The organism is Streptococcus sp. HMSC066E07, from assembly GCF_001814695.1.
Taxonomy (GTDB): Bacteria; Bacillota; Bacilli; order Lactobacillales; family Streptococcaceae; genus Streptococcus; species Streptococcus hominis.
The window spans coordinates 20,015-43,435 of sequence record NZ_KV817412.1 but is presented as its reverse complement, the minus strand read 5'-3'; the positions used below and the strand labels follow the sequence as shown (position 1 = coordinate 43,435).

Sequence of the window (23,421 nt, the reverse complement as noted above, 5' to 3'; positions counted from 1 at the left end):
AAAAATTCTTGACAGCTAATTTCTATCATGGTATCATATTAACCAGTTAATGAACTGGTTAAATACTAGTTAAGGAGTGATATATGAAATTAAGGAAATATTTATTTTCTATTTTTGTGGTAGGATTGACTTTGTTGTTGACAGCGTGCGGTGCAGGTAGCAAAAAGCAGAGCAAGGGAATGAAAATTGTAACAAGTTTTTATCCGATTTATGCTATGGTCAAAGAAGTATCAGGCGATTTGAATGATGTTCGGATGATTCAGTCAAGCACGGGAATTCATTCTTTTGAGCCATCGGCGAATGATGTAGCTGCTATCTATGATGCGGATGTCTTTGTTTACCATTCTCATACACTAGAGTCATGGGCAGGAAAATTGGATCCAAATCTAAAAAAATCCAAAGTGAAGGTGCTTGAAGCTTCAGAAGGGATGAAGCTGGAGCGCGTACCGGGATTAGAAGATGTAGCTACTGGTGAGGGAGTGGATGAAAAGACTCTATACGATCCGCATACATGGTTAGACCCAGAAAAAGTAGCAGAAGAAGCGCAAATCATCGCTGATAAACTTTCGAAGATTGATAGTAAAAATAAAGAAACCTATCAAAAAAATGCGAAAGAGCTGGCAGCTAAGGCAAAAGAGTTGACTAAAAAATATCAGCCGATTTTCAAAGCAGCGAAACAAAAAACATTTGTGACGCAGCATACGGCCTTTTCTTACTTGGCAAAGCGATTTGGATTGACCCAATTGGGGATTGCTGGGATTTCACCAGAACAAGAACCAAGTCCGCGCCAACTGACAGAAATCGAAGAGTTTGTGAAACAATACAAGGTCAAAACAATTTTCGTGGAAAGCAATGCGTCATCAAAAGTTGCGAAAACTTTGGTCAAATCTACAGGCGTTAAACTAAAACAATTAAATCCTTTGGAAGCTGATCCGCAAAATAATCATACTTATCTTGAAAATCTAGAAGCCAATCTAGCGACATTGGCAAAAGAATTGAAAAAATGAGGAGAATCATGAAGAAAAAATATCTTATCGGTTCTGTTGCAGTTGTTGTCTTAAGTTTGTGTAGCTATGAGCTGGGGCGTCATCAGACAGTATCTAGCAAGGAAAATAACCGTGTTGCTTATGTAAATGGAAAATCTAAAGCAAACAAGGGCAAGCAAGCAGAGAATTTGTCGCCTGATGAAGTGAGTGCAAAAGAAGGAATCAATGCGGAACAGATTGTTGTCAAAATTACAGACCAAGGTTACGTAACTTCTCACGGTGATCATTATCACTATTATAATGGGAAAGTCCCTTATGATGCGATTATCAGTGAAGAGCTGATTATGCGGGATCCAAACTATACCTTGCAGCAGTCTGATATTATCAACGAAGTGAAAGATGGCTACATTATCAAGGTAAATGGGAAATATTACCTTTACTTGAAAGATCCAAATCATACCAGTAATGTTCGTACAAAAGAAGAAATTGCTCGCCAAAGGGCAGAATATAGTGGCAAAGGCCATAAGGGAGCGAAAGGTGGTGCTGTAACAACAGCTGTCAAAGAAGCTCGTGCGCAAGGTCGTTATACGACGGATGACGGCTATGTCTTCAATCCGACAGATGTGATAGAAGATACTGGAGATGGCTTCATCGTACCGCATGGTAATCATTTCCATTATATTCCAAAGAAAGATTTGTCTCCTAGTGAGTTAGCTGCTGCTCAGAGCTATTGGGACAATAAACACAAATCTGGCGGTACGACATCAACTCCGAGTCCAAGTCCAACGCCATCAAGACCATCAAATGGCGGAACTACACTACCTTCTATCCATTACCAACCATCAACGCCGGGAACACAGACTCATCAGGGCAATAATCATCATGCGCAGCCATCACAACCAAGTCATCAGAATACTCCATCTGCTCATCAAGAAATCATCAATCTGTTAAAACAACTGTACTTGATGCCGTTAAACCAACGTCATGTGGAATCTGATGGTTTGATATTTGACCCGGCACAGATTACTAAAAAATCTTCTAGTGGGGTGGCAGTGCCACATGGTAATCATTATCATTTCATTTACTATAGTCAAATGTCGCCACTAGAAGAAAAAATTTCGCGGATGATTGTTCCTGGTACGGACTATTCAGAAGCGAAAAAGCTAGCTGGTCAAAGTAATCAACAGACAAACCCAAGTAAACCGAACCAAGATACGGGCAAGGACCAAACACAGCCAAACAAACCTAATGATGGCAAGCAAACTGAGCCAAGCAAAGAGCCTGAAAAGCCAAAAGAAGAACCATCTGAGACAGAAGTGACGGATGAACAGATTCAAACCTTTATCAATAAGGCTGAAAGTTTGATGAGTAAGGTGACAAATGCTAGTCAAAAGGCAAGCTTTGAAGAGCAACTCGCTGGTATCAAATCTGGCTTCACTCTTGGAACAGAAGAAAAAGCAACAGTGCTTCAAAAAGTGAAAGATTTGTTGTCTGAAATCGTCAAGGCGGTTGAACCGGAAACACAAGCGGGACTGACAAAGAAAAATGCTGAAATCGTTGCTGCTTTCAAGAAAGTCTTAACACCAATTCGTCAAACGCTTGAAAGCAAAGGGGATAAAGCACAACTGGCAACGGTTGAAGACCTCATGCAACAGGCTGCCAATCCGAATGTGGATAAGCTTGCCTTATTGGATAAGGTTTTGAAATTGTCAAGTGAGGTACAGCACCCTGACCGCGCAGGTAAAGCAAATTCTCAAATTGCTTATACGGCTGATGAAGTTGCGCTAGCTAAAGCTGCAGGTCGTTATGCGACATCAGATGGTTATATCTTTGATCCGCATGATGTGATTAAGGATGAGGGAGATGGCTACACTGCGCCACACATGACACACAGCCATTATATTCCTAAGAAAGATTTGTCAGAATCTGAGCGTAAGGCGACGGAAGAGTATCTGAAAACAAAAACTCCGAATGAAAAGAAAGAAGACAAGCCTAAAACTGATCCAAAGCAACCTCAAAAAGAAAGTGCGCAATCAATCTATGAACGCGTGACACCGGCTAAAAAGGTACCTGTTGAGGCAATGCCATATCATACAGCTTATGTCGTTGATTATAAAAATGGTCAATTGATTATTCCGCATTATGACCATTATCATAATATCTCTCTTTCTTGGTTTGATCAAGGACTTTACAAAGCACCTGACGGCTACAGCATGGAAGATTTCCTTGCGACCGTGAAATATTACGTCACTCATCCAGAAGACCGTCCGCATTCTGACAATGGTTTTGGTAATTCTAGTCAGCATGGTAAGAAAAATCAATCAGATAACGGAAAGAACTATGCACCAAATGAAGAGCCAGAAGATAAGAAAGACGACTCTGCAAGTAAAGAGGTAGATGATGAAAAGGAAAATTCAGAAGGGACTGAAAAACCAACAGTTAATGCTGAAGAAGAAGCTGAAAAGGCACGCGCAGCAAGCTATGGATTGTCTCTGCAAGATTTCCGAAAAAAACTGATTAACATTGCTTTTAAATATGGTTTGAGCTTAGAAAACTTTACCTATCATCCTGAAAACAAGACAGTCAGCTATACTGATTCGACAGGAACTGTCAAGTCTATCAATGTACTCACAGGAGAATTGGTTTCTTAATAATGCACCCCTCAAGAGTTGGAAATTGACTTTCCAGCTCTTTTGTTATTCTATGTTTATAAAGGGAAGTTTTATCTTGTCCGCCAGGCTGATAAGACAAACTAAAAGAGATTCACTCCGTCCGCCGAGCGGATAAGACAAACTAAAAGCAATTTACTCTGTCCGCCGGGCGGATAGGACAAAACAAAATGATTTCACTTCGTCCGCCGGGCGGATAGGACAAAACAAAATGATTTCATTTCGTCCGCCGAGCAGACAAGCCAAACCAAAAGGAATTCATTCTGTCCGCCGAGCGAATAGAACAAACCAAAACTAATTTATCCTGTCCGAGGGTCGGATTGCTTCAACCAAAAGAGATTCACTCCGTCCGAGGGTCAGATTACTTCAACCAAAAGAGATTCACTCCATCCGAGGGTCGGATTGTCTCAATTAAAACTAATTCACTTCGTCCGACCCTCGAACGACTTTTTATAAACTAACAAATCTATCATTTTTGAGGAATGACTTTATTGGTGGTATAATAGGTTATGAAAAAGAGGGAAGGGAAACACATCATGTGGGATAGACCGGATTTTACAACGATAAAGACTTATCAAGAGTTTTCTCAATATTATTGGTATCGTGCAGAATTGGCAGACATTTGCAAACGATTGGGGAAGGAGCATTCAGGGGTCAAAAAAGAGCTAGAAGCACAAATCAAACAATATTTTGCAGGGAATGTTGCTCAAAAGAAAGTCCGTTTAAAGACTAAGAAAGAGAAAGATGTAGAGCTTACTTTAGACACGCCCTTACTTACTTGTGGTTTTGCCTTTAATACCCGATTTCGGGAGTTTTTCGCTCAGCAGATGGGTAGCAGTTCATTCAAGTTTACAGCGGACATGGCGGCAGCTTGGCGAAAGGTAAAAGCAGAAAAAGATGTTGAATTCACACTGCGAGATATGATAGCGATTTATCAAGGACAATCAAGCTATGCTCAATATGATACTTCTAGCTGTCAGTGGAATCAATTTGTCAAAGATTTCTGCGCTGACACAAGCAATGCTTCTTTTCAGCCTAAACTAAAAGTTGCCGCTATTCTTTGGCAGAAAGTAAAACATTCAACCGCTCCTAAAGTCTATCACCAGCAGCTAGTAAAGAACTTTTGGGATGATATTTCTATGTATTGGAAAAGGAAATAAGAAGAATGATTTGCCCACTTGCGAAAAAACAGTCACGAGGCTGTTTTTTTTGATATAATAGAAAGTATGAATCAATCAGAAAAAATTTCAAATTATCAATTACTTTTAGCACAACTTGAAGCATTACTAGAAGGCGAAAGCAATGCGTTGGCGAATCTCTCAAACAGCTCTGCTCTGCTAAACCAAGCCTTGCCTCATTCTGTCTTTACTGGCTTTTATCTTTATGACGGAAACGAGTTGGTGTTAGGTCCTTTTCAAGGGGGCGTTTCCTGCGTGCACATTGCTTTAGGAAAAGGTGTTTGCGGTGAAGCAGCAGCCAAACGGCAGACGGTGATCGTCGAAGATGTTACCCAGTATGGTAACTACATTTCCTGTGATAGCAGGGCACGTAGTGAGATTGTGGTGCCAATGGTCAAAAACGACCAATTAATAGGAGTGCTGGATTTGGATTCTCATCTGGTAGCGGATTACGATGAGATTGATCGAGAATATTTGGAAAATTTTGTGGCTCTCTTACTAGAGAAAACAAGTTGGAATTTTGAAATGTTTGGAGACAAAGCCTAATGTATCAAGCTTTATATCGAAAATATAGAAGCCAAACCTTCGGTCAGCTAGTCGGGCAGGAAGTCGTGGCGACAACCTTGCGGCAGGCAGTTGAGCAAGATAAAATCAGTCATGCTTATCTCTTTTCAGGTCCTAGAGGAACAGGAAAGACCAGTGTAGCCAAAATTTTTGCCAAAGCCATGAATTGCCCCAACCAAAAGGGCGGCGAGCCTTGTAATGAGTGCTATATTTGTAAGGCCATTACCGAAGGAAGCCTAGAAGATGTCATCGAGATTGATGCGGCTTCCAATAATGGTGTAGATGAAATCCGAGATATTCGTGACAAATCTACTTACGCTCCTAGCTTAGCTAAACACAAGGTTTATATCATTGATGAGGTTCACATGCTCTCAACGGGCGCTTTTAATGCGCTTCTTAAGACTTTGGAAGAGCCAACAGAGAATGTCGTCTTTATTTTAGCAACGACAGAGTTGTATAAAATACCAGCAACCATTCTCTCGCGTGTTCAGCGCTTTGAGTTTAAGTCGATTAAGACCAAAGATATTGTAGAGCATATTGAGTGGATTTTGCAGCAAGAAAATATTGACTTTGAAAATGAAGCGGTGCAGATTATTGCAAGACGAGCAGAAGGTGGTATGCGAGATGCCCTATCTATCTTGGACCAAGCCCTCAGCTTGACTCAAGACAATCAGCTGACAACGGCTATTTCTGAAGAAATCACGGGTTCTATCAGTTTAGGAGCATTAGACGCGTATGTAGCAGCTGTATTAGCGCATGATACGTCAGTGGCATTAAAAAATCTTGATGTCATATTCGACAGCGGCAAAAATATGGCTCGCTTTGTCACAGACCTGCTGCAATATTTTAGAGATTTGCTCATCATTAAAACGGGTGGAGAAAATACGCATACGAGTGAAAGCTTTTTAGAAAACCTCAAGACTCCGCAAGAAAGATTGTTTGAGTTGATTGAGATTGCAACGAAGAGCCTTGCGGAAATCAAGAACAGCTTGCAACCCAAGATTTATACAGAAATGATGACCATTCGACTGGCAGAAGGGCAAGATAAAGCAGAATTACCCTCCAATATAGCAGGCGAGATAGAAACGCTCAAAGAAGAAATCAGCCAGCTTAAAAATCAATTGGCAAGTTTGCAGTCAAGTTCCGCACCTAGTAAGCCAGTACAGGCAACACGCTCAGCCAAAACAAGCAAGGGTTATCGAGTAGACCGCCATAAAGTGAATGCCATTCTGCAAGAAGCAGTTGAAAATCCTAGCCTGGCTCGCAGTAATTTAACCAAGTTGCAGAATGCTTGGGGAGAAATTATTGAAAGTTTAGCCGGAGCAGATAAGGCACTTTTAGTCGGCTCACAACCCGTCGCAGCTAACGAAAACCACGCTATTCTTGCATTTGAGTCAAGCTTTAATGCAGAACAAACCATGAAACGGGAAAATCTCAACACCATGTTTGGGAATTTATTAAGCAATGCTGCTGGATTTTCACCAGACATCTTGGCGGTTTCTATGACAGATTGGACAGAGATTCGGGCTGAATTTTCGGCTAAAGCGCGTGGAGAAAACGCACCACAAGCTGAAGAAAAAGAGAATACAGTCATTCCAGAAGGATTTGATTTCTTAGCGGAAAAAATTACCGTTCAAGAGGACTGAATTTAGATTTTTCTGCTGTTTCGTGCTATAATAGAATCATGACAAGACAACAATTTCTTACAACAGCTTTTTTCACAGCAATTGAAACGTATTTTTTTAACGAAGCAATGATGTCAGGACACTATTTATTTGCCGTTTTCTGGGCGCTTCTAGTGATTCGCAATTTACAGGTGAGCTATGTCATGGGTAAAATAGTGGACGAAATTGACAAACATATCAAACGTAAAAAATAACAAGAAAGGTTGGGGCGAAAATCCTCAACCTTTTCTTTTCAATTTGAAAAAATATTCTGCTTGCTGTAAAATAAAAGTGCAAAGATAAAAACACAGTTTCGGTTGGTAGTCCGAACATATTCGTGACAGGCTAGATTTGTTTTTCTAATGACAATTGAAGTAGGTCACGACTATCAGTAACCCTCCTCCTTGGTTGTCCCTTCTTTGTAATGTATTTAAGGAGGATGCTGTATGGAACATGTTTCATTAGAATTGACCATATACTTTGAAAATGGCTTTTATTATGGCCTATTTGAGCAAGAAAATGCTCAAGGTTTGTCCGTTTGTCGGGTGACATTTGGAGTTGAGCCCCAAATGAACGAGGTTTTGGAATTTGTTAATCAGAAGTTTTCACAACTACAATTTAGCCCGGCTGTTGCACTAAAGAAAAAAAGACATTGTGCAAATCCCAAACGCTTGCAGCGATTAGCAAAAAAAGAAATGAAGCGTGAAAAACGCTCAACGAAATCACAAGATGCACTAAAACTGCAACAAGAGTTAGATAAACAAGCTAAACGTTCCAGATTGAAAGCTCAAAAAGAATATATGCAAAATAGAAAATTCCAATTAAAACAGCAAAAACGCAAAGAAAAGCACAAAGGTCATTGATTTTGTGCCGAAAAAAGAAGGAGACAAGTTGATGTTTATTCAATTTATCTCCTTCTTTTATTTACCAACTTGTTAAAGAAACTTCACCGCTGTTTAGCCACATTTCTTGTCCGGTATCTAATTGGATCAATAGCTGCCCGGTATCTGATATTTCCTTGGCAACTCCTTTGTAGTCTTTGTCATTTTGGCAAAAAGTGACCGTCCGACCTAAGACAAGGGAGTGTTGTTTGTAAAGGTAAATCAGCTCGTCTGGCTCACATTCATAAAAATCTTTCCAAATTTCAGCAATGAGTTCATTGCGTGTGATAGGTTGCTTTTCGTGGAAGAGAGAGGCAGCCCTATTTTTTAACTCTTTCGGAAAATCAGAGATTGCGAAATTGATGCCCACTCCAATAATCACATCAGTGACTAAGCCCGTCTCGACAGAAGTAATAGCTTCGGTTAAAATGCCGGCTATTTTCTTGCCCTTGTAGTAAATGTCATTGACCCATTTAATGTCCATTTCCATTAAAGTGAGGTCTTTAATAGCCTTATAAATGGCTCCAGCAGTCAGGATAGTATAGGCGGGAATTTGTTGAAAAGGGAGATTGGGTTTCAGATGAAGGGACATATAAATCCCGCCTTGATCTGGAGCAAAATAATTTCTGCCAAAGCGTCCACGACCAGCTGATTGATAGGAAGCAAGATAGAGCGTATTGGCAGGCTTACCAGCTTCAATACCAGCTTTGGCATCTAACTGAGTGGATTGGCAGTTTGGATTGAAGGAAACGTGGATGGGAGCAGCTTCTTCTATTTTTTTAGTAATCAGCAAGTCACCAGAGATGAGTTTATAACCTTTATTTTTTATGGATTCAATACGAATCCCTTCTTTTTCCAAACGCTGAATAGCTTTCCAGATAGAAGTGCGTGAAATTCCTAACTCCTGTGCTAATTTTTCACCGCTGATATAGTCAGATTCTCGACTTAAAATGTCAAATAAAATTTCGTATGTTTTCATTTCTATAAGCTACTCTTTCTAAGGGTTAGGGTGGTAGCAAGTGTTACCATACGAGGAATGGTTAGTTCAGCATGTTGAAATTCCTCGTGCAGCAGTTGCAAGCCTTGTCTGCCCATTTCTTCTGTAAAGACAGTAACCGTGCTGAGTGGTGGATAGACGTACTTGGCGATAGATGTATCGTTAAAAGCAATCAAACTAACACGATCTGGTACAGGGATGTCAGCTTCTTGAAGTGCTCGAAGAGCACCAACAGCTAAGGCGTCACTTGCCATGAAAAATGCAGTTGGAAGTTGTTCACCTAAATTTTCAATCAATTCTTTCATCATAGAATAACCTGATTCAGATGAAAAGTTTCCTATTTTGACGTATTTTTCCTGATAGAGTTGCTTTTCAGTTAGATAATTTTTAAAGGTTACTAAGCGTGGGTCAGATAAGGTAGTGGTTTTGTCAGAAGTTTGTTCTTGCCCCACTAGCAGTCCAATTTGCCGGTGCCCATTTTCTAAAAAGTGATTAAGAACAGCTATAACAGAATTTTCAAAGTCTATTGTGACGCAGCTATGGCCATAGGCAAGCGTATTGCTATCAATAAAAACAAGCTGCTCTGTGTGGAGTTCCAACTCCTTTATCTTTTGAGGGCTGAATTTTCCAATCGCAACGATACCGTCAACTTGAACGAGCTGTTCTAATTCTTCATTATTGAAAAAGCGCATAACATCATAACCCAACTCTTGGGCTTTTTTCTCTACGCCGATTCGGATAGCATAGTAGTAGAGGTCGTCTAGTTCCTCCTCTTCTGTGTACCATTCCACAATCGCAATTCTGCGGTTTTGAGAATTGCGATTGCTTCCTCTTTTTGTTTTTTTGTATTCTAATTCTTCTGCAATGTCAAATATTTTTTGGCGAGTCTCGTCACTCACAGACATAGATTGGTCGTGATTTAAAACGCGCGATACAGTTGCTGGAGAGACACCAGCACTTTTTGCAATATCTTTAATCGTTGCCATGATTGTTTCCTAATTTCTTTAAAGAATATGTCTATTATATCTTAAAAATTAGTAAAATACAAAAATATTTAGTAAATTTCCTAAACTTTACTATGAAAAGTTGGTGAGTAATACTTCTTACAACTTGATTGATAAAATTCCGGTAAAAATTTACTAAAATACTTGAAATTTTACTAATGGTGTTTTATAATAAAAATGATAAAACGGTTACAAGACCTAACAAAATAAAAGGAGACTTTTTATGTCAACAACTCTTTCAACTCAACAATTGCGTTCAAACTTTGCAACAATTTTTGGAACAGAAGCAGATCATACATTCTTCTCACCAGGTCGCATTAACCTGATTGGTGAGCATACCGATTACAACGGCGGGCATGTCTTTCCTGCAGCTATTTCATTAGGAACTTATGGGGCAGCGCGCAAGCGTGACGATAATTTACTTCGTTTTTACTCAGCAAATTTTGAAGATAAGGGAATTATTGAGGTGCCGCTAGAAGATCTTCGTTTTGAAAAAGCGCATAATTGGACGAATTATCCAAAAGGTGTGCTTCATTTCTTGCAAAAGGCGGGGTATGTCATTGACAAAGGAATGGACATCTATGTTTTTGGAAATATCCCAAATGGTTCAGGCCTATCTTCATCAGCTTCATTGGAACTATTGACAGGAATTATTGCAGAGAAACTGTTTGATTTAAAATTAGATCGTTTGGATTTAGTAAAAATTGGTAAACAAACAGAAAATGAATTTATCGGTGTTAATTCTGGTATCATGGATCAATTTGCCATTGGCATGGGAGCAGATCAACGGGCAATTTACTTAGATACGAACACGCTCGAATACGAGTTAGTGCCGCTTAATCTTAAAGACAATGTGGTTGTCATCATGAATACAAACAAGCGTCGTGAACTAGCAGACTCCAAATACAATGAACGCCGTGCAGAGTGTGAAAAAGCAGTAGAGGAATTAAAGCAAAAACTCTCTATTGCAACCTTGGGTGAATTAAATGAGTGGGATTTTGATGAATACAGCTACTTAATTCAAGATGAAAATCGACTCAAACGCGCTCGTCACGCTGTGTTGGAAAATCAACGGACACTCCAAGCTCAAGCTGCATTGCAAGCTGGCGATTTGGAAAAATTCGGTCGCTTAATGAATGCATCTCATGTCTCACTTGAACATGATTATGAAGTCACAGGATTAGAGTTGGATACCTTGGCTCATACTGCATGGGAGCAAGAAGGAGTGCTGGGCGCTCGCATGACAGGAGCAGGATTTGGCGGTTGTGCCATTGCTTTGGTTCGTAAAGACGCAGTGGAAGCTTTTCAAAAAAATGTTGGTCAAAAATATGAAGAAGTCGTAGGTTATGCACCGAGCTTCTATATTGCTGAAATTGCTGGTGGCAGTCGCGTATTGGATTAAGCGAGCGTTTTACATAATAGTAATAAGGGCTGACGAGGATTTCAGCCCTTTCTATAAAAGAAAGGAAAATCAATGGCACGAAATTTACTGAATGCCTTTGTAACGGAGGTCATAGCAAATAGCTCTTTTACAGAAATCGACCGGATTTATCTAGCAAATCGCGTCATGAGTCTGGTTGGAGAAGAAGCTGCAAAGCAAGAGACAGCAGCAACCAGCTTAATTGATCTCAAAGATGATTTACTAGAAGTTGCTTTAGCAGTTGGAAAAATCGGCTCAACTCTCGCAGAACAGGATATTCTTGGGGCAGAGTTGATGAATTTAGTCACGCCAGCACCCGGTCAGCTCAATCAGCAATTTTGGCAGACTTATGAACAAGATCCCAAGCGGGCTATTGCTGATTTTTATGAGCTTAGTAAGCGTAATGATTATATCAAGGTCAAAGCCATTTCTAAAAACATTGCCTATCAAACACCGACTGAATATGGTGATTTGGAGATTACAATCAATCTTTCTAAGCCAGAAAAAGATCCCAAGGAAATTGCAGCAGCTAAGAAAGCCAAGACGAGCTACTATCCAGCTTGCCAGCTTTGTTTTGAAAATGAAGGGTATCAAGGGCGACTAGATCATCCAGCGCGAGCGAATCATCGAATTATCCGCTTTGATTTAGCCGGACGAGAATGGGGCTTTCAGTATTCGCCCTATGCATATTTTAATGAGCATTGTATCTTTTTAGATAGCAAGCATACTCCTATGGCTATCAGTCGTGCTACTTTTGAACGTCTTTTGGACATTGTAGAGACTTTTCTGGGTTATTTTGCAGGCTCCAATGCGGATCTTCCTATCGTAGGAGGCTCCATTCTCACTCACGACCATTATCAAGGTGGACGACATACTTTTCCTATGGAAAAGGCAGAGCTGGACAAAACTTTCATCTTTGCAGGTTTTGAAAATGTAGAAGCTGGTATTGTCAACTGGCCCATGTCGGTTTTAAGGTTGCAATCAACTGATAAATCCGTATTGATAGATTTGGCGGATAAAATTTTACAGAAATGGCGCAGTTACTCCGATCCGACTGTTCAGATTGTAGCTGAGTCAAATGGTGAATCGCACCATACCATTACTCCAATCGCACGCCAAAAAAATGGCAAGTTTGAGTTAGATTTGGTTCTTCGGGACAATCAAACGTCAAAAGAGCATCCAGATGGTATTTATCATCCTCATAAAGATGTTCAGCATATCAAGAAAGAAAACATTGGTTTGATTGAGGTCATGGGCTTAGCGATTCTCCCACCTCGTTTGAAAAATGAGTTAAAAGAAGTTGAAGAATTTCTTTTGGGACAAAGAAAAGAAGTGGCTCCTTATCATCAAACGTGGGCTGAGCAGTTAAAAGATAGCCATTCAGATATAACAGCAGAATCAGTCCAGACAATCGTGCGTGCTTCGGTTGGTCAGATTTTCAAACGTGTCTTGGAAGATGCAGGTGTTTACAAGCGCACAAAAGAAGGTCAAATCGCCTTTATGCGTTTCGTTGAATCAGTTGGTCTTAAGAAATAGCGCCCTTTTTATGATATAATCTAAAAAATAGGAAGGAATGGTTATGGCAATTTTAGCATTAGGAGGAGTTGGTTATATCGGCTCCCACATAGTTGATTGATTGGTTGAAGCCGAACGAAAGGTGACAAGGCACCCCATTCCACTTGAAATCGCAGATCGTCGTCCAGGAAATCCGGATACACTTGTCGCATCGTCTGACAAGGCACGTCAGGTCTTGGGTTGGCAACCGAAATTTGACAATATTGAGATGATTATCGAAACAGCTTGGAAATGGCATTCGACACATCCAAACGGTTACGCTGATTGACATTGAAATCCAGCAGGAAGCCTGTTGGATTTTTACTTTTTAGTAATTTTCAGTTGTAATCTTTTTATTTCAGCTATCATTTGAAAAACTATCTTCTTCATGTTACAATTAGAAGAGTAAATTAAATACATAGAGGTAATATCGTGGCTTTTGGTGATAATGGACAACGGAAAAAAACAGGATTTGAAAAATTGACTTTGATTGTAGTTGTTATCATGTTATTGGTAACGGTTGGAGCAATCTTTGCAAGTGCACTTGGTGCTTTGAGCAATTTCTAATCCTCAAACGCTTGAAAGAGCGTTTTTTTAGAGTGGAAAACGAGAAAAGAGAAAAATATGAGTATGTTTTTGGATACAGCTAAGATAAAAGTCAAGGCTGGCAATGGCGGTGATGGCATGGTAGCTTTCCGCCGTGAAAAGTATGTCCCAAATGGAGGACCTTGGGGCGGTGACGGTGGTCGTGGCGGCAATGTTGTTTTTGTCGTAGATGAAGGGCTTCGCACTTTGATGGATTTTCGTTACAATCGTCATTTTAAGGCTCAGTCTGGTGAAAAGGGGATGACCAAGGGAATGCACGGTCGTGGAGCAGAAGACCTCATTGTTCATGTACCGCAAGGGACGACGGTTCGTGATGCTGAAACAGGGAAAATCCTGACAGATTTGATTGAAAATGGGCAAGAGTTCGTCGTAGCTCATGGAGGTCGTGGAGGTCGTGGCAATATTCGCTTTGCGACGCCTAAAAATCCAGCACCAGAAATTTCTGAAAACGGTGAACCGGGACAAGAACGTGAACTCCAGTTGGAACTGAAAATTTTGGCAGATGTTGGTTTGGTTGGGTTTCCGTCTGTTGGGAAATCCACTCTTTTGAGTGTTATCACTTCTGCTAAACCGAAAATTGGCGCTTATCATTTCACGACCATTGTACCTAATCTTGGAATGGTTCGGACACAGTCCGGTGAATCCTTTGCTGTGGCAGACCTGCCTGGCTTGATTGAAGGAGCTAGCCAAGGTGTAGGACTTGGGACACAATTTCTTCGCCATATTGAGCGAACTCGTGTCATCTTGCATGTCATTGATATGTCAGCTAGCGAAGGACGTGATCCTTACGAAGATTATCTTGCTATCAATAAGGAATTGGAATCCTACAATCTTCGCTTAATGGAACGTCCACAGATTATTGTTGCTAATAAAATGGACATGCCTGAAAGTGCAGAGAATCTAAAAGTCTTTAAAGAAAAATTAGTAGCAAATTATGATGAATTTGATGAACTGCCACAGATTTTTCCAATTTCAAGTTTGACGAAACAAGGCTTGTCAACGCTTTTGGATGCAACTGCAGAATTGCTTGATAAAACACCTGAATTTCTGCTTTATGATGAGTCTGAAATGGAAGAAGAAGCCTACTATGGCTTTGATGAAGATGCTCCAGCCTTTGAAATTTCACGCGATGATGACGCTGCCTGGGTTTTATCTGGTGATAAGTTGGAAAAACTCTTTACCATGACGAACTTTGACCGTGAGGAAGCTGTCATGAAATTTGCACGGCAACTACGTGGTATGGGGGTAGACGAAGCATTGCGGGCGCGTGGTGCTAAGGATGGTGACTTAGTTCGCATCGGCAAGTTTGAATTTGAATTTGTAGACTAAAAAGGAGTGATATCATGGGTGATAAACCAATATCCTTTCGCGATGAAAATGGCAATTTCGTTTCTGCAGCTGACGTTTGGAATGAAAAAAAGCTTGAAAAACTTTTTAACAAACTCAATCCGAACCGAAAGCTTCGCTTGGAACGTGAAAAATTAGCACAAAAGAAAAAAGAATAGGACTTGCTCATTTTTGAGCTAAGTCCTATTTTTCAGTTTGTGGTAATTTCGTTTAATAAGTCTTGGGCAGTTGTGGTTGGATTGACACGGACACGGTTGAGGGTTAGAAGTCCGTCATTAAGAGAAGCTAGTCCATTGTTGGTTGTTAACCCCATTTTATAGCCGAGGCTTTCAGCAATCTGTGTCGTTGTTTCACTATAACGTCCAGAAGGATAAGCAACCGTCGTTGTGTTTTGTGACAGGTTGCTGTCTAGATATTGCTTAGAAGCTTGCAATTCTGTCGTTTGTGTTTCTGCACTTGAAAGGGATAAATCCGGATGATTAACGGTATGATCTTCAAAAGACATTCCCTTTTGCTTCATTTCCTTGATTTGCGCAAGCGTCAGTATATCCTCGCGTCCATTTTCGACAAAACCAGTAATGACATTATTGGTTGCCCGCATTTGGTATTTTTGAAGAAGTGGGAAAGCATTGGTGTAAAAATCTCTCAAACTATCATCAAAGGTCAACCAAACGACTTTTTTATTTTTCGGAAGGACATTTTCAGTCAAAACTTTATAGGCTTCCTTTGGCGTGAGAGTATAATAGCCAGCGTCTTTTAGAGCTTTCAAATGACTTTCAAACGTTTCAGGCGAGACAATCAAACCAGCATTTGCTGCTTCAGAAGGATCCATATTGTGAATCGCATGGTACATCAAAATAGGGAATTTAACAGGCTGATCTTGCTTTATCCATTTCACTTTGCTTACTTTTTCACTAGATCCAGATGTTTCTTCAGTAGTTGCTTGAGAAGTAGAAGATTTGCTCACTTTTGAAGTGGCAGTTCTGGTATGGTTATTAGCCAGATTTGTTCCAGAGCGTTTCCACATAAATGTTCCTGCAATAACCAGAACAACCAATAAGATGAAGCTTATAATAGCACGTCGTTGTCTCCTCTTACGAATACGATTTCGTACAGAACGATTACCAGAATGTTTTCCCATTATGTGGAACTCCTTTTACTTTTAAATCACTATGTATATTTTACCATATTTCTGACTAACCGTTCACAATTTTTTAAAATAGATTTCTATTATTTTTATAAAAATCCTAAAGTCTGCTTACTAGAAAAAAACAAGTTTATTTGCTATAATAAAAAGCATAAAATCTCAAGGAGTAGTCATGTCTATTAAAATTGCTTTACTTGGTTTTGGGACAGTTGCTAGTGGTGTTCCATTTTTATTGAAAGAAAATAGTGAAAAGATTGTGCAAGCAGCTCATTCAGAAATTGAAATTGCGAAAGTATTGGTAAAAGATGATGCTGAAAAAGAATGCTTGTTAGCAGCAGGAAATCATTTTAATTTTGTCACGACGATTGATGAAATTTTAAATGATAATGAAGTAACGATTGTCGTTGAATTGATGGGGCGTATTGAACCTGCAAAAACTTTCATCACTCAAGCGCTAGAGGCAGGTAAGCATGTTATCACTGCAAATAAAGACTTGCTGGCAGTTCATGGCGCTGAGTTGCTTGAGATTGCTGCAAAACACAAGGTAGCTCTTTACTATGAAGCGGCAGTAGCGGGAGGAATTCCGATTTTACGCACGCTTGTTAATTCCCTAGCTTCTGATAAAATTACACGTATTCTTGGTGTGGTCAATGGGACATCCAACTTCATGATGACCAAAATGGTAGAAGAGGGCTGGTCTTATGAGGCGGCACTTGCTGAAGCACAACGACTTGGATTTGCAGAAAGTGACCCAACCAATGATGTGGATGGGATTGATGCTGCATATAAAATGGTTATTTTGAGTCAATTTGCCTTTGGAATGACGGTTAAATTTGAAGATGTCGCCCACCAAGGCATTCGCAATATTACACCAGAAGATGTAGCAGTTGCGCAGCAATTAGGCTATGTTGTCAAATTAGTTGGTTCCATTGAAGAAACGGAATCAGGTCTCGCTGCAGAAGTCACACCGACCTTTTTACCAAAATCTCATCCTCTTGCTAGTGTGAATGGCGTGATGAATGCAGTCTTTGTGGAATCTATAGGTATTGGTGAGTCGATGTATTACGGTCCAGGTGCTGGACAAAAACCCACTGCAACAAGCGTTGTCGCAGATATTATTCGGATTGTTCGACGGATAAACGAAGGAACCGTTGGAAAAGCCTTTAATGAGTTCCGGCGTGAATTAGTTCTGGCTAAACCAGAAGATCGTAAGAGCCTGTACTACTTTTCGATATTAGCACCTGATGCGAAAGGACAAGTTTTACGCTTAGCAGAAATTTTTAATGCTGAAAATATCTCCTTTAAACAAATTCTGCAACAAGGAACAGACGGAAATACCGCACGTGTTGTGATTATTACTCATGCTGTCAACAAAACGCAGCTAGAAAATGTCACTCGAAAATTGCAGGCAACTTCTGATTTTAAATTATTAAACACCTTCAAAGTATTAGGAGAATAAAATGAAAATTATTGTACCTGCAACGAGTGCGAATATTGGTCCGGGATTTGATTCGGTTGGTGTAGCTGTCAGTAAATATCTAACCATTGAAGTTTTGGGAGAAAGCGACCATTGGATGATTGAGCATGATTTGGAGCGGCGTATTCCTTCTAACGAACGGAATTTATTGATTAAAGTGGCGCGCAGAATTGCTCCAGCTATTCAACCTCATCATTTAAAAATGACAAGTGATATTCCTTTAGCGCGTGGTCTGGGTTCTTCTAGTTCCGTTATTGTTGCAGGGATTGAACTTGCAAATCAATTGGCAAATTTGCAGTTGTCAAATGCTGAAAAATTGAATTTTGCGACGAAAATTGAGGGACATCCAGATAATGTAGCACCTGCTATTTATGGTAATTTGACGATTTCTAGTTATTTAAACGAGAAAGTTTCAACTGTAGTGACGGAATTTCCAGAAGTAAGCTTTATTGCCTATGTTCCAAATTATGAATTGCGTACTAAAGACAGCCGTAGCGTTCTTCCAAAAGGTTTATCTTATCGTGAAGCTGTCACTGCAAGCTCTGTAGCGAATGTGGCTATTGCCGCTTTAATGAAGGGCGATATGGTAACAGCGGGGCGTGCTATTGAGTCCGACCGTTTTCATGAGCGTTTTCGCCAAGGTTTGATTAAGGAATTTCCAAAAATCAAGATGTTGGCAAAGAAAAACGGTGCGTATGCGACTTATCTATCAGGAGCAGGACCTACTGTGATGGTTCTAGCACCAAAAGAACAGTCGAATATGCTAAAAGATAAAATAGAAGAGCAACAATTTAAAGGACAAGTTTTTGAACTTCAGGTTGATGGCCAAGGCGTCCGAGTAGAAAATTGAGAAGAGAGTGAAGAGGGTGGAACAGAACTAATGAAACGAAAATTTAGTTCGTAATCCTACTTTCGTAAGGTTGCTCAATAGTCTGAGCAACTATTGTGAGGGCAGACAAGGAAAACGAAGTTTTCGCCAAAAGTGGCTCTTCTGAGCTTGAAAAGTGAACCGCTTGGAAAGCTCGAACTGCCACCTCAAGGCAGTACTTTGAGCAATCAGTCGCTGCGATAGTGTACTTTTTAGGTTGGGAATTTTTGTCCTAACCTCTTTTAATATTTTTACAAAAAATCTCCTCTTGTCTATTTATTCAAATGTATGCTATAATAAATAAAGAATATATAAAGGAGCACGGTTATGAATAAACTTGATTTGCAGGCGCTTGCGGATGAGTTAGGGTTGCAGTTTGATGAGACTTCATCTGTTATTTTTGGTCAAAAAGATGGTTATACTTTCTATATTGAACAAACGAATCAAAAAAATCATTACTGTATTTGTTGTTCGGTAAAAAATGGTGAAGCATTACCGTCTTTGGAAGAATTTAAAGAGTTGACGAAATCTTCTAAGGCTTTGAAAACTTATCAGGTTAATTTATATAAAGCAACTTTTTATATTAAAACTGGTATGACTAAAGGAAAAACACGTGAACATATTCGTCAAGGATTACAAGACATTATCGTGTTCTTGAAAGAAAAAAATCTTACGAATGTTTGTGAGCAGACCGGAAAAGCAGGGCAAGTAGATCTTTATCAAGTCGGAGGGAACCTTTTACTGCTTTCACCAGAAGCATTTCAAGAATTAAGCTCAAACTTGTCAATTGAAAACCAAGTTTATGACCACCAAAAGGAAAGTATCTTAGCAGGGACGGTAGGAGCCTTTCTAGGGAGCTTGATAGGGGGAATTGTTATCTTGGTGATTGCTCAACTTGGATATGTAGCTGTTGTTGCAGGGATTGTCATGGGAGTTTGTACGATTAAAGGATATGAATTGTTAGGTAAAAAGTTATCTAAAGTTGGGATTGCAATCAGTGTCGTGTTTATGTTTGTGATGATGTTGGTTGCACATCAGTTTGACTATGCTATTCAGCTTGCAAAAGCAGAAGGAGTGGATGTTTTTACAGCCTTTACTGATCTAACAGAGTATATTTTTAATGGCAATGAAGTGCATATCTCTTATTGGACAAATCTTGGTTTGCTATTATTATTCACAGGTGCCGGTGCTGTGGGAACGATTATTAGCGTTTTGTCTGCACAGTCACAAAAATATGTTACAAGAAAATTAGGGTAAAAGAATTCAAAGGTTTAGATTTTTATCTGAGCCTTTTTAGATCTGATCAAAAACATTAAAGAATAACTATTCAAAACATTTAGCATTTAATTTTAAAGAAGCTAATTGAATCGTCATCTCAACTATGCTACAATCAAGCTATGATATTCAATAAATTAACCAGAAAAAGTAGTATAGATCAATACCTAATAAAAAAAATGATTGCCTTTCGGCAAATGAGTTTCATTAAAATTACACAAGAAACATTGGTATCGCTCTTTCCGTTTTTCTTGCTGACGACGATAACAATGGTTTTTTCTGAATCCATTTTTGGTATAAATGGCTATATCAACAATCTTTTTGCGATTCGGCATTGGTTTCCTCATTTTTCAACTATTAGCTTAGTTACGACAAATTTCACCTATCTAATAGGAGGATTGGCAGGACCATTAGCAACTTATTTTAGTGCAAAGTACACAGCTGGTTATTATGGTCGTAGTACGGGGACAGCTGGGATTACAGCCTTTATTTTTAGCTTATTAATCAATTCACGCGAATTATTTTCGGTGGTTTTAAATGACGGCGCTTTGACGAGAATCAATCTTCCTGTCAATATCAATCTAATTGTTGCAATATTGATTGGTTATGTGGTGGGACAAATTTTTCGATTTTCAAGTCCGAATGATGATCACATTGTAGATGAGCATTTTATTTATTACCCTAAAACGTTGCGCCCTATCTTCTGCTCGTTTGCTCTGGCTGTCTTGGTTAGTTTTCTCATTAATCTGGGCAATCGATACAATGTTTTCTCAACAATTGCAAATTTTTTGTCAGGCTTAATTGTCAATCGAAACAATATCTTTGTCATTGAAATGAATACTGCCTTACGGACTTTTAGCGCTTGGATTGGAAATAGCAATCTCTTCAACAATATTCCTTTTATAAATGATTCGTTTGCATTAGATAATCTTAATTATGCTTTGAAACATCATACTACAACAGGGGTACCTTATCTCTTTTCAACGACCAATCTGTATGATGCTTATGGAACGTTTTCAGGTCTGGGCGGAGTTTTAGCTCTTCTCGTAGCCATTTTATGGAAATCACGCAGTGACAAGGATCGCGATGTCAGTTTGAAGAGTATCTTTCCTTCCTTATTTAACCACGGCGTAGCCTTTATGGTCGGGATTCCTATATTTTTCAATTTTCTATTTTTAATCCCTTTTATCCTCGTACCAATGCTGAATGTCTTTGTAGCTAGTATTTTTCTATATTTTAGAATAATGCCTCCGGCTGTCTATCCAGTTCCTAGCGGAGCGCCAAGTGTACTCTATGCTTTTATTGGGACAGGCGGAAGTTTGCGAGCATTAGCAGTAGGAATTTTCATTTTTATTATCGATGTTCTCATTTATATCCCCTTTGTGAGATTTAATGACCGGATTCATGGGGAACTCAGACAAATGGATCAGAAAGGAGGCGAACATGACTAAAAAGGTAAAAATAGTGCTACTAATTGTTCTAATTTTTTTGATAGGACTAGCAATTCCCTCTTATAGTTGGACGAGAAAAAACATTGATCAAATTGCTAAATTTTATAATGCTCGGATGTCGCCAATCATTATGATACCAGGTAGTTCTGCTACGGAGAGCCGCTTTGACGGCTTGGTTCAAAAGCTCAATCAAAGACGTCGTGGCGTGAAGCATAGCTTGCTCAAAGTTAAGGTCTGGAATGACGGACGAATTACATATAATGGCTCTATCGCAGCGAATGATAACGAGCCAATCATTGTAATTGGTTTTGAAAATAATAAAGATGGCTATAGTAACATCAAAAAACAGGCCAAAATGGTTGACGCTGCCTTTGAAAATCTCCAAGGAAAATACAATTTCAATAATTTTAAAGGCTTGGGTCACTCGAATGGTGGTTTAATTTACACAGCTTTTATTGAAAATTACCTCGGCAGCTATGATGTGGAATTGAAGAAGTTGATGACAATCGGAACGCCTTATAACTTTACTGAAACCAATATCAACAACAAAACTGAGATGTTAGCTGATTTCATCAAAAATCGCGAAAATATTCCGACTACTTTAGCTATGTATTCTGTTGCAGGAACCATTACTTATGATTCAGACGAATTGGTACCAGATGCGAGCGTGAGTGCAGGGAAATATATTTATCAAGGACAAGCAGCGCACTATACTGAAACCACAGTCACAGGTGCGGATGCCCAGCACTCGGACTTGCCAACCAATGATGAGGTTGTCTCCTTAGTTCAAGAGCGCCTTATAGATAGACAAAACCAGCGAAATCAAAGAAATTGAGAAGGAGTAGGACAGACGACTAGGGCTGCTGACACAATCATGGTCATCTACCCTAATCTCCTCTTTTTGTTGTTATAAATTATGAATCGGACGATAATTGCTATTCATTTTTTGCATATTACTCTGCAATTTTGCTATTGTACTTTTTCTGAAAAGAGCGTTATACTTATGATAAAAATTGCTAAAAGAGGAAATCACATGCAAAATATAACCTTAAATAACGGTGTCGAAATTCCAATTTAAGGTTTTGGAGTGTACCGAATTGCTCCCAAAGATACCAAGAGTGCTGTACTAAATGCTGTCAAGGCAGGTTATCGTCATTTTGATATTGCTCAAGCCTATGCCAATGAAAAGGAAATAGGTGAGGCGATTCGAGAGTCTGGGATTGACCGCAAAGAGTTTTTCATCACTAGTAAAGTCTGGCTATCCAACTATGGCTACGACAAGGCTTATGCCTCGGTTTTAGAATCTCTTGACAAAATGAAGTTAGATTATCTGGATCTTATGTTGCTCCACCAACCTTTTGGTGACTATTATGGTGCCTACCGTGCTTTGGAAAAGCTTTACAAAGAAGGAAAACTTCGAGCGATTGGTGTGTCTAATTTCTATCCAGATCGTCTCAGCGACATTGTAGCTTTCAATGAGATTACACCACAAGTCAATCAAGTGGAAACTCACCCACTGAATCAACAGATATTCGCACAAGAAAATATGATAAAAAATAAGGTGCAAATTGAATCTTGGGCTACTTTTGCAGAAGGTCGTGGTGACATTTTCAACAATCCAATTCTCAAAAGTATTGCTGATAAACATGGTAAATCCACTGCACAAGTCATGGTTCGCTGGCAAGTTCAACGGGGAATCGTTTGCTTAACTAAGTCTTCATGTTTTGAGCGAATGAAGGAAAATATTGATGTTTTTGACTTTGAACTCAGTGCAGAGAATATGGTAAAGATTGCAAGCATGGACACCCAAACCAGCCTTTTCTTTAATCATCAAGAAGCCAGCACAATAGATCTCTTTTTAGGATTTCTGGGGAGAAAATGAAAACAGGATTTTTGTTTGATTTCAGAAAATAACTACGTTAGTTTTCATTCAGATAATATTTTAATAACAATTGGGTATAATTAGTTGATTTTCGTTTGAAAAAGATTATTATATATGTAAGTAATCTGATGTAAAGAATGCTTTATTATAATTTTTGAAAGGTTATCTAATGTTAACTCCAAAATTTAGTCTATTTGTTCTTGCTAGCTATTTTATCTTACCAATTATTGCATTGTTATTTCCAAACAAATATGTTAAATTAATCGTATTTGTGATATTTCTATTAGAAAATATTTTGGTGATAGGTCTGTATATAAAGGGCAAGTATTTTAACTAATCATCTTATTTTACAATACAATAGCACCAAGAAAAAAGCCTAACTTTTTATTTTGATTGAGTTGGGCTTTTTCATCTTATTCAGTTTTAATACTAGAACAGTATTTAGTTGTTT

Annotated in this window: 21 protein-coding genes and 1 pseudogene; 19 read left to right on the top strand and 3 right to left on the bottom strand. The window is 39.2% G+C overall.

What is annotated here, in order from left to right; translation table 11 throughout:
- Window positions 1–83: 83 nt before the first annotated feature.
- The 7 genes from HMPREF2984_RS00635 (at window position 84) to HMPREF2984_RS00605 (ending at window position 7,924) form a co-directional block, all read left to right on the top strand.
- On the top strand, window positions 84–1,007 hold the full coding sequence (locus HMPREF2984_RS00635; RefSeq protein ID WP_070670020.1) for a metal ABC transporter solute-binding protein, Zn/Mn family: 924 nt from the start codon (window positions 84–86) through the stop codon (window positions 1,005–1,007).
- Between the two features lie 8 nt (window positions 1,008–1,015).
- Window positions 1,016–3,637: a pneumococcal-type histidine triad protein gene (locus HMPREF2984_RS00630; protein WP_070670018.1), complete on the top strand. Its 2,622-nt coding sequence runs from the start codon at window positions 1,016–1,018 to the stop codon at window positions 3,635–3,637.
- Between the two features lie 554 nt (window positions 3,638–4,191).
- The gene (locus HMPREF2984_RS00625; RefSeq protein ID WP_049533870.1) at window positions 4,192–4,815 is read left to right on the top strand and encodes an SAP domain-containing protein; all 624 of its coding nucleotides are present in this window, start codon (window positions 4,192–4,194) and stop codon (window positions 4,813–4,815) included.
- Between the two features lie 66 nt (window positions 4,816–4,881).
- Window positions 4,882–5,379: a GAF domain-containing protein gene (locus tag HMPREF2984_RS00620; protein WP_070670016.1), complete on the top strand. Its 498-nt coding sequence runs from the start codon at window positions 4,882–4,884 to the stop codon at window positions 5,377–5,379.
- Window positions 5,379–7,043 (top strand): DNA polymerase III subunit gamma/tau, encoded by a 1,665-nt coding sequence (dnaX, locus tag HMPREF2984_RS00615; protein WP_070670014.1) that lies wholly within the window; start codon window positions 5,379–5,381, stop codon window positions 7,041–7,043. Before HMPREF2984_RS00620 ends, dnaX begins: the two co-directional genes overlap by 1 nt.
- Before the next feature lie 38 nt (window positions 7,044–7,081).
- Window positions 7,082–7,276, top strand: coding sequence for a DUF3272 family protein (locus HMPREF2984_RS00610; RefSeq protein WP_003024260.1), 195 nt, complete (start codon window positions 7,082–7,084; stop codon window positions 7,274–7,276).
- A gap of 231 nt (window positions 7,277–7,507) precedes the next feature.
- Window positions 7,508–7,924 carry a YjdF family protein gene (locus HMPREF2984_RS00605; protein ID WP_003036787.1) on the top strand — a complete coding sequence of 139 codons (417 nt, stop codon included), beginning with the start codon at window positions 7,508–7,510 and terminating at the stop codon, window positions 7,922–7,924.
- 61 nt (window positions 7,925–7,985) lie between these two features.
- Here HMPREF2984_RS00605 and birA read toward each other — a convergent pair whose 3' ends face one another.
- The gene (gene birA, locus HMPREF2984_RS00600; RefSeq protein ID WP_049533826.1) at window positions 7,986–8,921 is read right to left on the bottom strand and encodes a bifunctional biotin--[acetyl-CoA-carboxylase] ligase/biotin operon repressor BirA; all 936 of its coding nucleotides are present in this window, start codon (window positions 8,919–8,921) and stop codon (window positions 7,986–7,988) included.
- Between the two features lie 2 nt (window positions 8,922–8,923).
- Window positions 8,924–9,925, bottom strand: a complete 1,002-nt coding sequence (locus HMPREF2984_RS00595; RefSeq protein WP_059220790.1) for a LacI family DNA-binding transcriptional regulator — start codon at window positions 9,923–9,925, stop codon at window positions 8,924–8,926.
- Window positions 9,926–10,166: 241 nt separating this feature from the next.
- Between HMPREF2984_RS00595 and HMPREF2984_RS00590 the strand changes: the two genes are divergently transcribed.
- The 6 genes and pseudogenes from HMPREF2984_RS00590 (at window position 10,167) to HMPREF2984_RS09555 (ending at window position 15,028) form a co-directional block, all read left to right on the top strand.
- On the top strand, window positions 10,167–11,345 hold the full coding sequence (locus HMPREF2984_RS00590; protein ID WP_070670012.1) for a galactokinase: 1,179 nt from the start codon (window positions 10,167–10,169) through the stop codon (window positions 11,343–11,345).
- Window positions 11,346–11,417: 72 nt separating this feature from the next.
- Window positions 11,418–12,899 carry a UDP-glucose--hexose-1-phosphate uridylyltransferase gene (gene galT / locus HMPREF2984_RS00585; RefSeq protein WP_070670010.1) on the top strand — a complete coding sequence of 494 codons (1,482 nt, stop codon included), beginning with the start codon at window positions 11,418–11,420 and terminating at the stop codon, window positions 12,897–12,899.
- Window positions 12,900–13,002: 103 nt separating this feature from the next.
- Window positions 13,003–13,206, top strand: a pseudogene (locus HMPREF2984_RS00580) (hypothetical protein); the annotation flags it as partial.
- 143 nt (window positions 13,207–13,349) lie between these two features.
- Window positions 13,350–13,484, top strand: a complete 135-nt coding sequence (locus tag HMPREF2984_RS00575; protein WP_003024272.1) for a DUF4044 domain-containing protein — start codon at window positions 13,350–13,352, stop codon at window positions 13,482–13,484.
- A gap of 57 nt (window positions 13,485–13,541) precedes the next feature.
- Window positions 13,542–14,852 (top strand): GTPase ObgE, encoded by a 1,311-nt coding sequence (obgE, locus tag HMPREF2984_RS00570; RefSeq protein ID WP_049533833.1) that lies wholly within the window; start codon window positions 13,542–13,544, stop codon window positions 14,850–14,852.
- Between the two features lie 14 nt (window positions 14,853–14,866).
- Window positions 14,867–15,028 (top strand): hypothetical protein, encoded by a 162-nt coding sequence (locus HMPREF2984_RS09555; RefSeq protein WP_003024275.1) that lies wholly within the window; start codon window positions 14,867–14,869, stop codon window positions 15,026–15,028.
- A 32-nt stretch (window positions 15,029–15,060) separates the two neighbouring features.
- On the opposite strand, the gene HMPREF2984_RS00565 is transcribed toward HMPREF2984_RS09555, so the two are convergent.
- Window positions 15,061–16,011, bottom strand: coding sequence for a polysaccharide deacetylase family protein (locus HMPREF2984_RS00565; RefSeq protein ID WP_003024277.1), 951 nt, complete (start codon window positions 16,009–16,011; stop codon window positions 15,061–15,063).
- 178 nt (window positions 16,012–16,189) lie between these two features.
- Between HMPREF2984_RS00565 and HMPREF2984_RS00560 the strand changes: the two genes are divergently transcribed.
- The 6 genes from HMPREF2984_RS00560 to HMPREF2984_RS00535 all read left to right on the top strand — a co-directional run bounded on the left by HMPREF2984_RS00560 (window position 16,190) and on the right by HMPREF2984_RS00535 (window position 22,970).
- Window positions 16,190–17,476, top strand: coding sequence for a homoserine dehydrogenase (locus tag HMPREF2984_RS00560; protein WP_070670007.1), 1,287 nt, complete (start codon window positions 16,190–16,192; stop codon window positions 17,474–17,476).
- A gap of 1 nt (window position 17,477) precedes the next feature.
- Complete coding sequence (gene thrB / locus HMPREF2984_RS00555; RefSeq protein ID WP_070670005.1) at window positions 17,478–18,344, top strand: homoserine kinase; 867 nt, start codon at window positions 17,478–17,480, stop codon at window positions 18,342–18,344.
- A gap of 345 nt (window positions 18,345–18,689) precedes the next feature.
- On the top strand, window positions 18,690–19,619 hold the full coding sequence (locus tag HMPREF2984_RS00550; protein ID WP_070670003.1) for a hypothetical protein: 930 nt from the start codon (window positions 18,690–18,692) through the stop codon (window positions 19,617–19,619).
- Window positions 19,620–19,759: 140 nt separating this feature from the next.
- Window positions 19,760–21,088, top strand: a complete 1,329-nt coding sequence (locus HMPREF2984_RS00545) for a PTS sugar transporter subunit IIC (RefSeq protein WP_070670001.1) — start codon at window positions 19,760–19,762, stop codon at window positions 21,086–21,088.
- Window positions 21,081–21,923 carry an alpha/beta hydrolase gene (locus HMPREF2984_RS00540; protein WP_049533844.1) on the top strand — a complete coding sequence of 281 codons (843 nt, stop codon included), beginning with the start codon at window positions 21,081–21,083 and terminating at the stop codon, window positions 21,921–21,923. Before HMPREF2984_RS00545 ends, HMPREF2984_RS00540 begins: the two co-directional genes overlap by 8 nt.
- A gap of 252 nt (window positions 21,924–22,175) precedes the next feature.
- Window positions 22,176–22,970: an aldo/keto reductase gene (locus HMPREF2984_RS00535; protein WP_224785102.1), complete on the top strand. Its 795-nt coding sequence runs from the start codon at window positions 22,176–22,178 to the stop codon at window positions 22,968–22,970.
- Window positions 22,971–23,421 lie beyond the last annotated feature (451 nt).

Coding starts and splice junctions, on each gene's coding strand:
- HMPREF2984_RS00635 (WP_070670020.1), top strand. CDS start 84: ATGAAATTAAGGAAATATTTATTTTCTATTTTTGTGGTAGGATTGACT.
- HMPREF2984_RS00630 (WP_070670018.1), top strand. CDS start 1,016: ATGAAGAAAAAATATCTTATCGGTTCTGTTGCAGTTGTTGTCTTAAGT.
- HMPREF2984_RS00625 (WP_049533870.1), top strand. CDS start 4,192: ATGTGGGATAGACCGGATTTTACAACGATAAAGACTTATCAAGAGTTT.
- HMPREF2984_RS00620 (WP_070670016.1), top strand. CDS start 4,882: ATGAATCAATCAGAAAAAATTTCAAATTATCAATTACTTTTAGCACAA.
- dnaX (WP_070670014.1), top strand. CDS start 5,379: ATGTATCAAGCTTTATATCGAAAATATAGAAGCCAAACCTTCGGTCAG.
- HMPREF2984_RS00610 (WP_003024260.1), top strand. CDS start 7,082: ATGACAAGACAACAATTTCTTACAACAGCTTTTTTCACAGCAATTGAA.
- HMPREF2984_RS00605 (WP_003036787.1), top strand. CDS start 7,508: ATGGAACATGTTTCATTAGAATTGACCATATACTTTGAAAATGGCTTT.
- birA (WP_049533826.1), bottom strand. CDS start 8,921: ATGAAAACATACGAAATTTTATTTGACATTTTAAGTCGAGAATCTGAC.
- HMPREF2984_RS00595 (WP_059220790.1), bottom strand. CDS start 9,925: ATGGCAACGATTAAAGATATTGCAAAAAGTGCTGGTGTCTCTCCAGCA.
- HMPREF2984_RS00590 (WP_070670012.1), top strand. CDS start 10,167: ATGTCAACAACTCTTTCAACTCAACAATTGCGTTCAAACTTTGCAACA.
- galT (WP_070670010.1), top strand. CDS start 11,418: ATGGCACGAAATTTACTGAATGCCTTTGTAACGGAGGTCATAGCAAAT.
- obgE (WP_049533833.1), top strand. CDS start 13,542: ATGAGTATGTTTTTGGATACAGCTAAGATAAAAGTCAAGGCTGGCAAT.
- HMPREF2984_RS09555 (WP_003024275.1), top strand. CDS start 14,867: ATGGGTGATAAACCAATATCCTTTCGCGATGAAAATGGCAATTTCGTT.
- HMPREF2984_RS00565 (WP_003024277.1), bottom strand. CDS start 16,011: ATGGGAAAACATTCTGGTAATCGTTCTGTACGAAATCGTATTCGTAAG.
- HMPREF2984_RS00560 (WP_070670007.1), top strand. CDS start 16,190: ATGTCTATTAAAATTGCTTTACTTGGTTTTGGGACAGTTGCTAGTGGT.
- thrB (WP_070670005.1), top strand. CDS start 17,478: ATGAAAATTATTGTACCTGCAACGAGTGCGAATATTGGTCCGGGATTT.
- HMPREF2984_RS00550 (WP_070670003.1), top strand. CDS start 18,690: ATGAATAAACTTGATTTGCAGGCGCTTGCGGATGAGTTAGGGTTGCAG.
- HMPREF2984_RS00545 (WP_070670001.1), top strand. CDS start 19,760: ATGATATTCAATAAATTAACCAGAAAAAGTAGTATAGATCAATACCTA.
- HMPREF2984_RS00540 (WP_049533844.1), top strand. CDS start 21,081: ATGACTAAAAAGGTAAAAATAGTGCTACTAATTGTTCTAATTTTTTTG.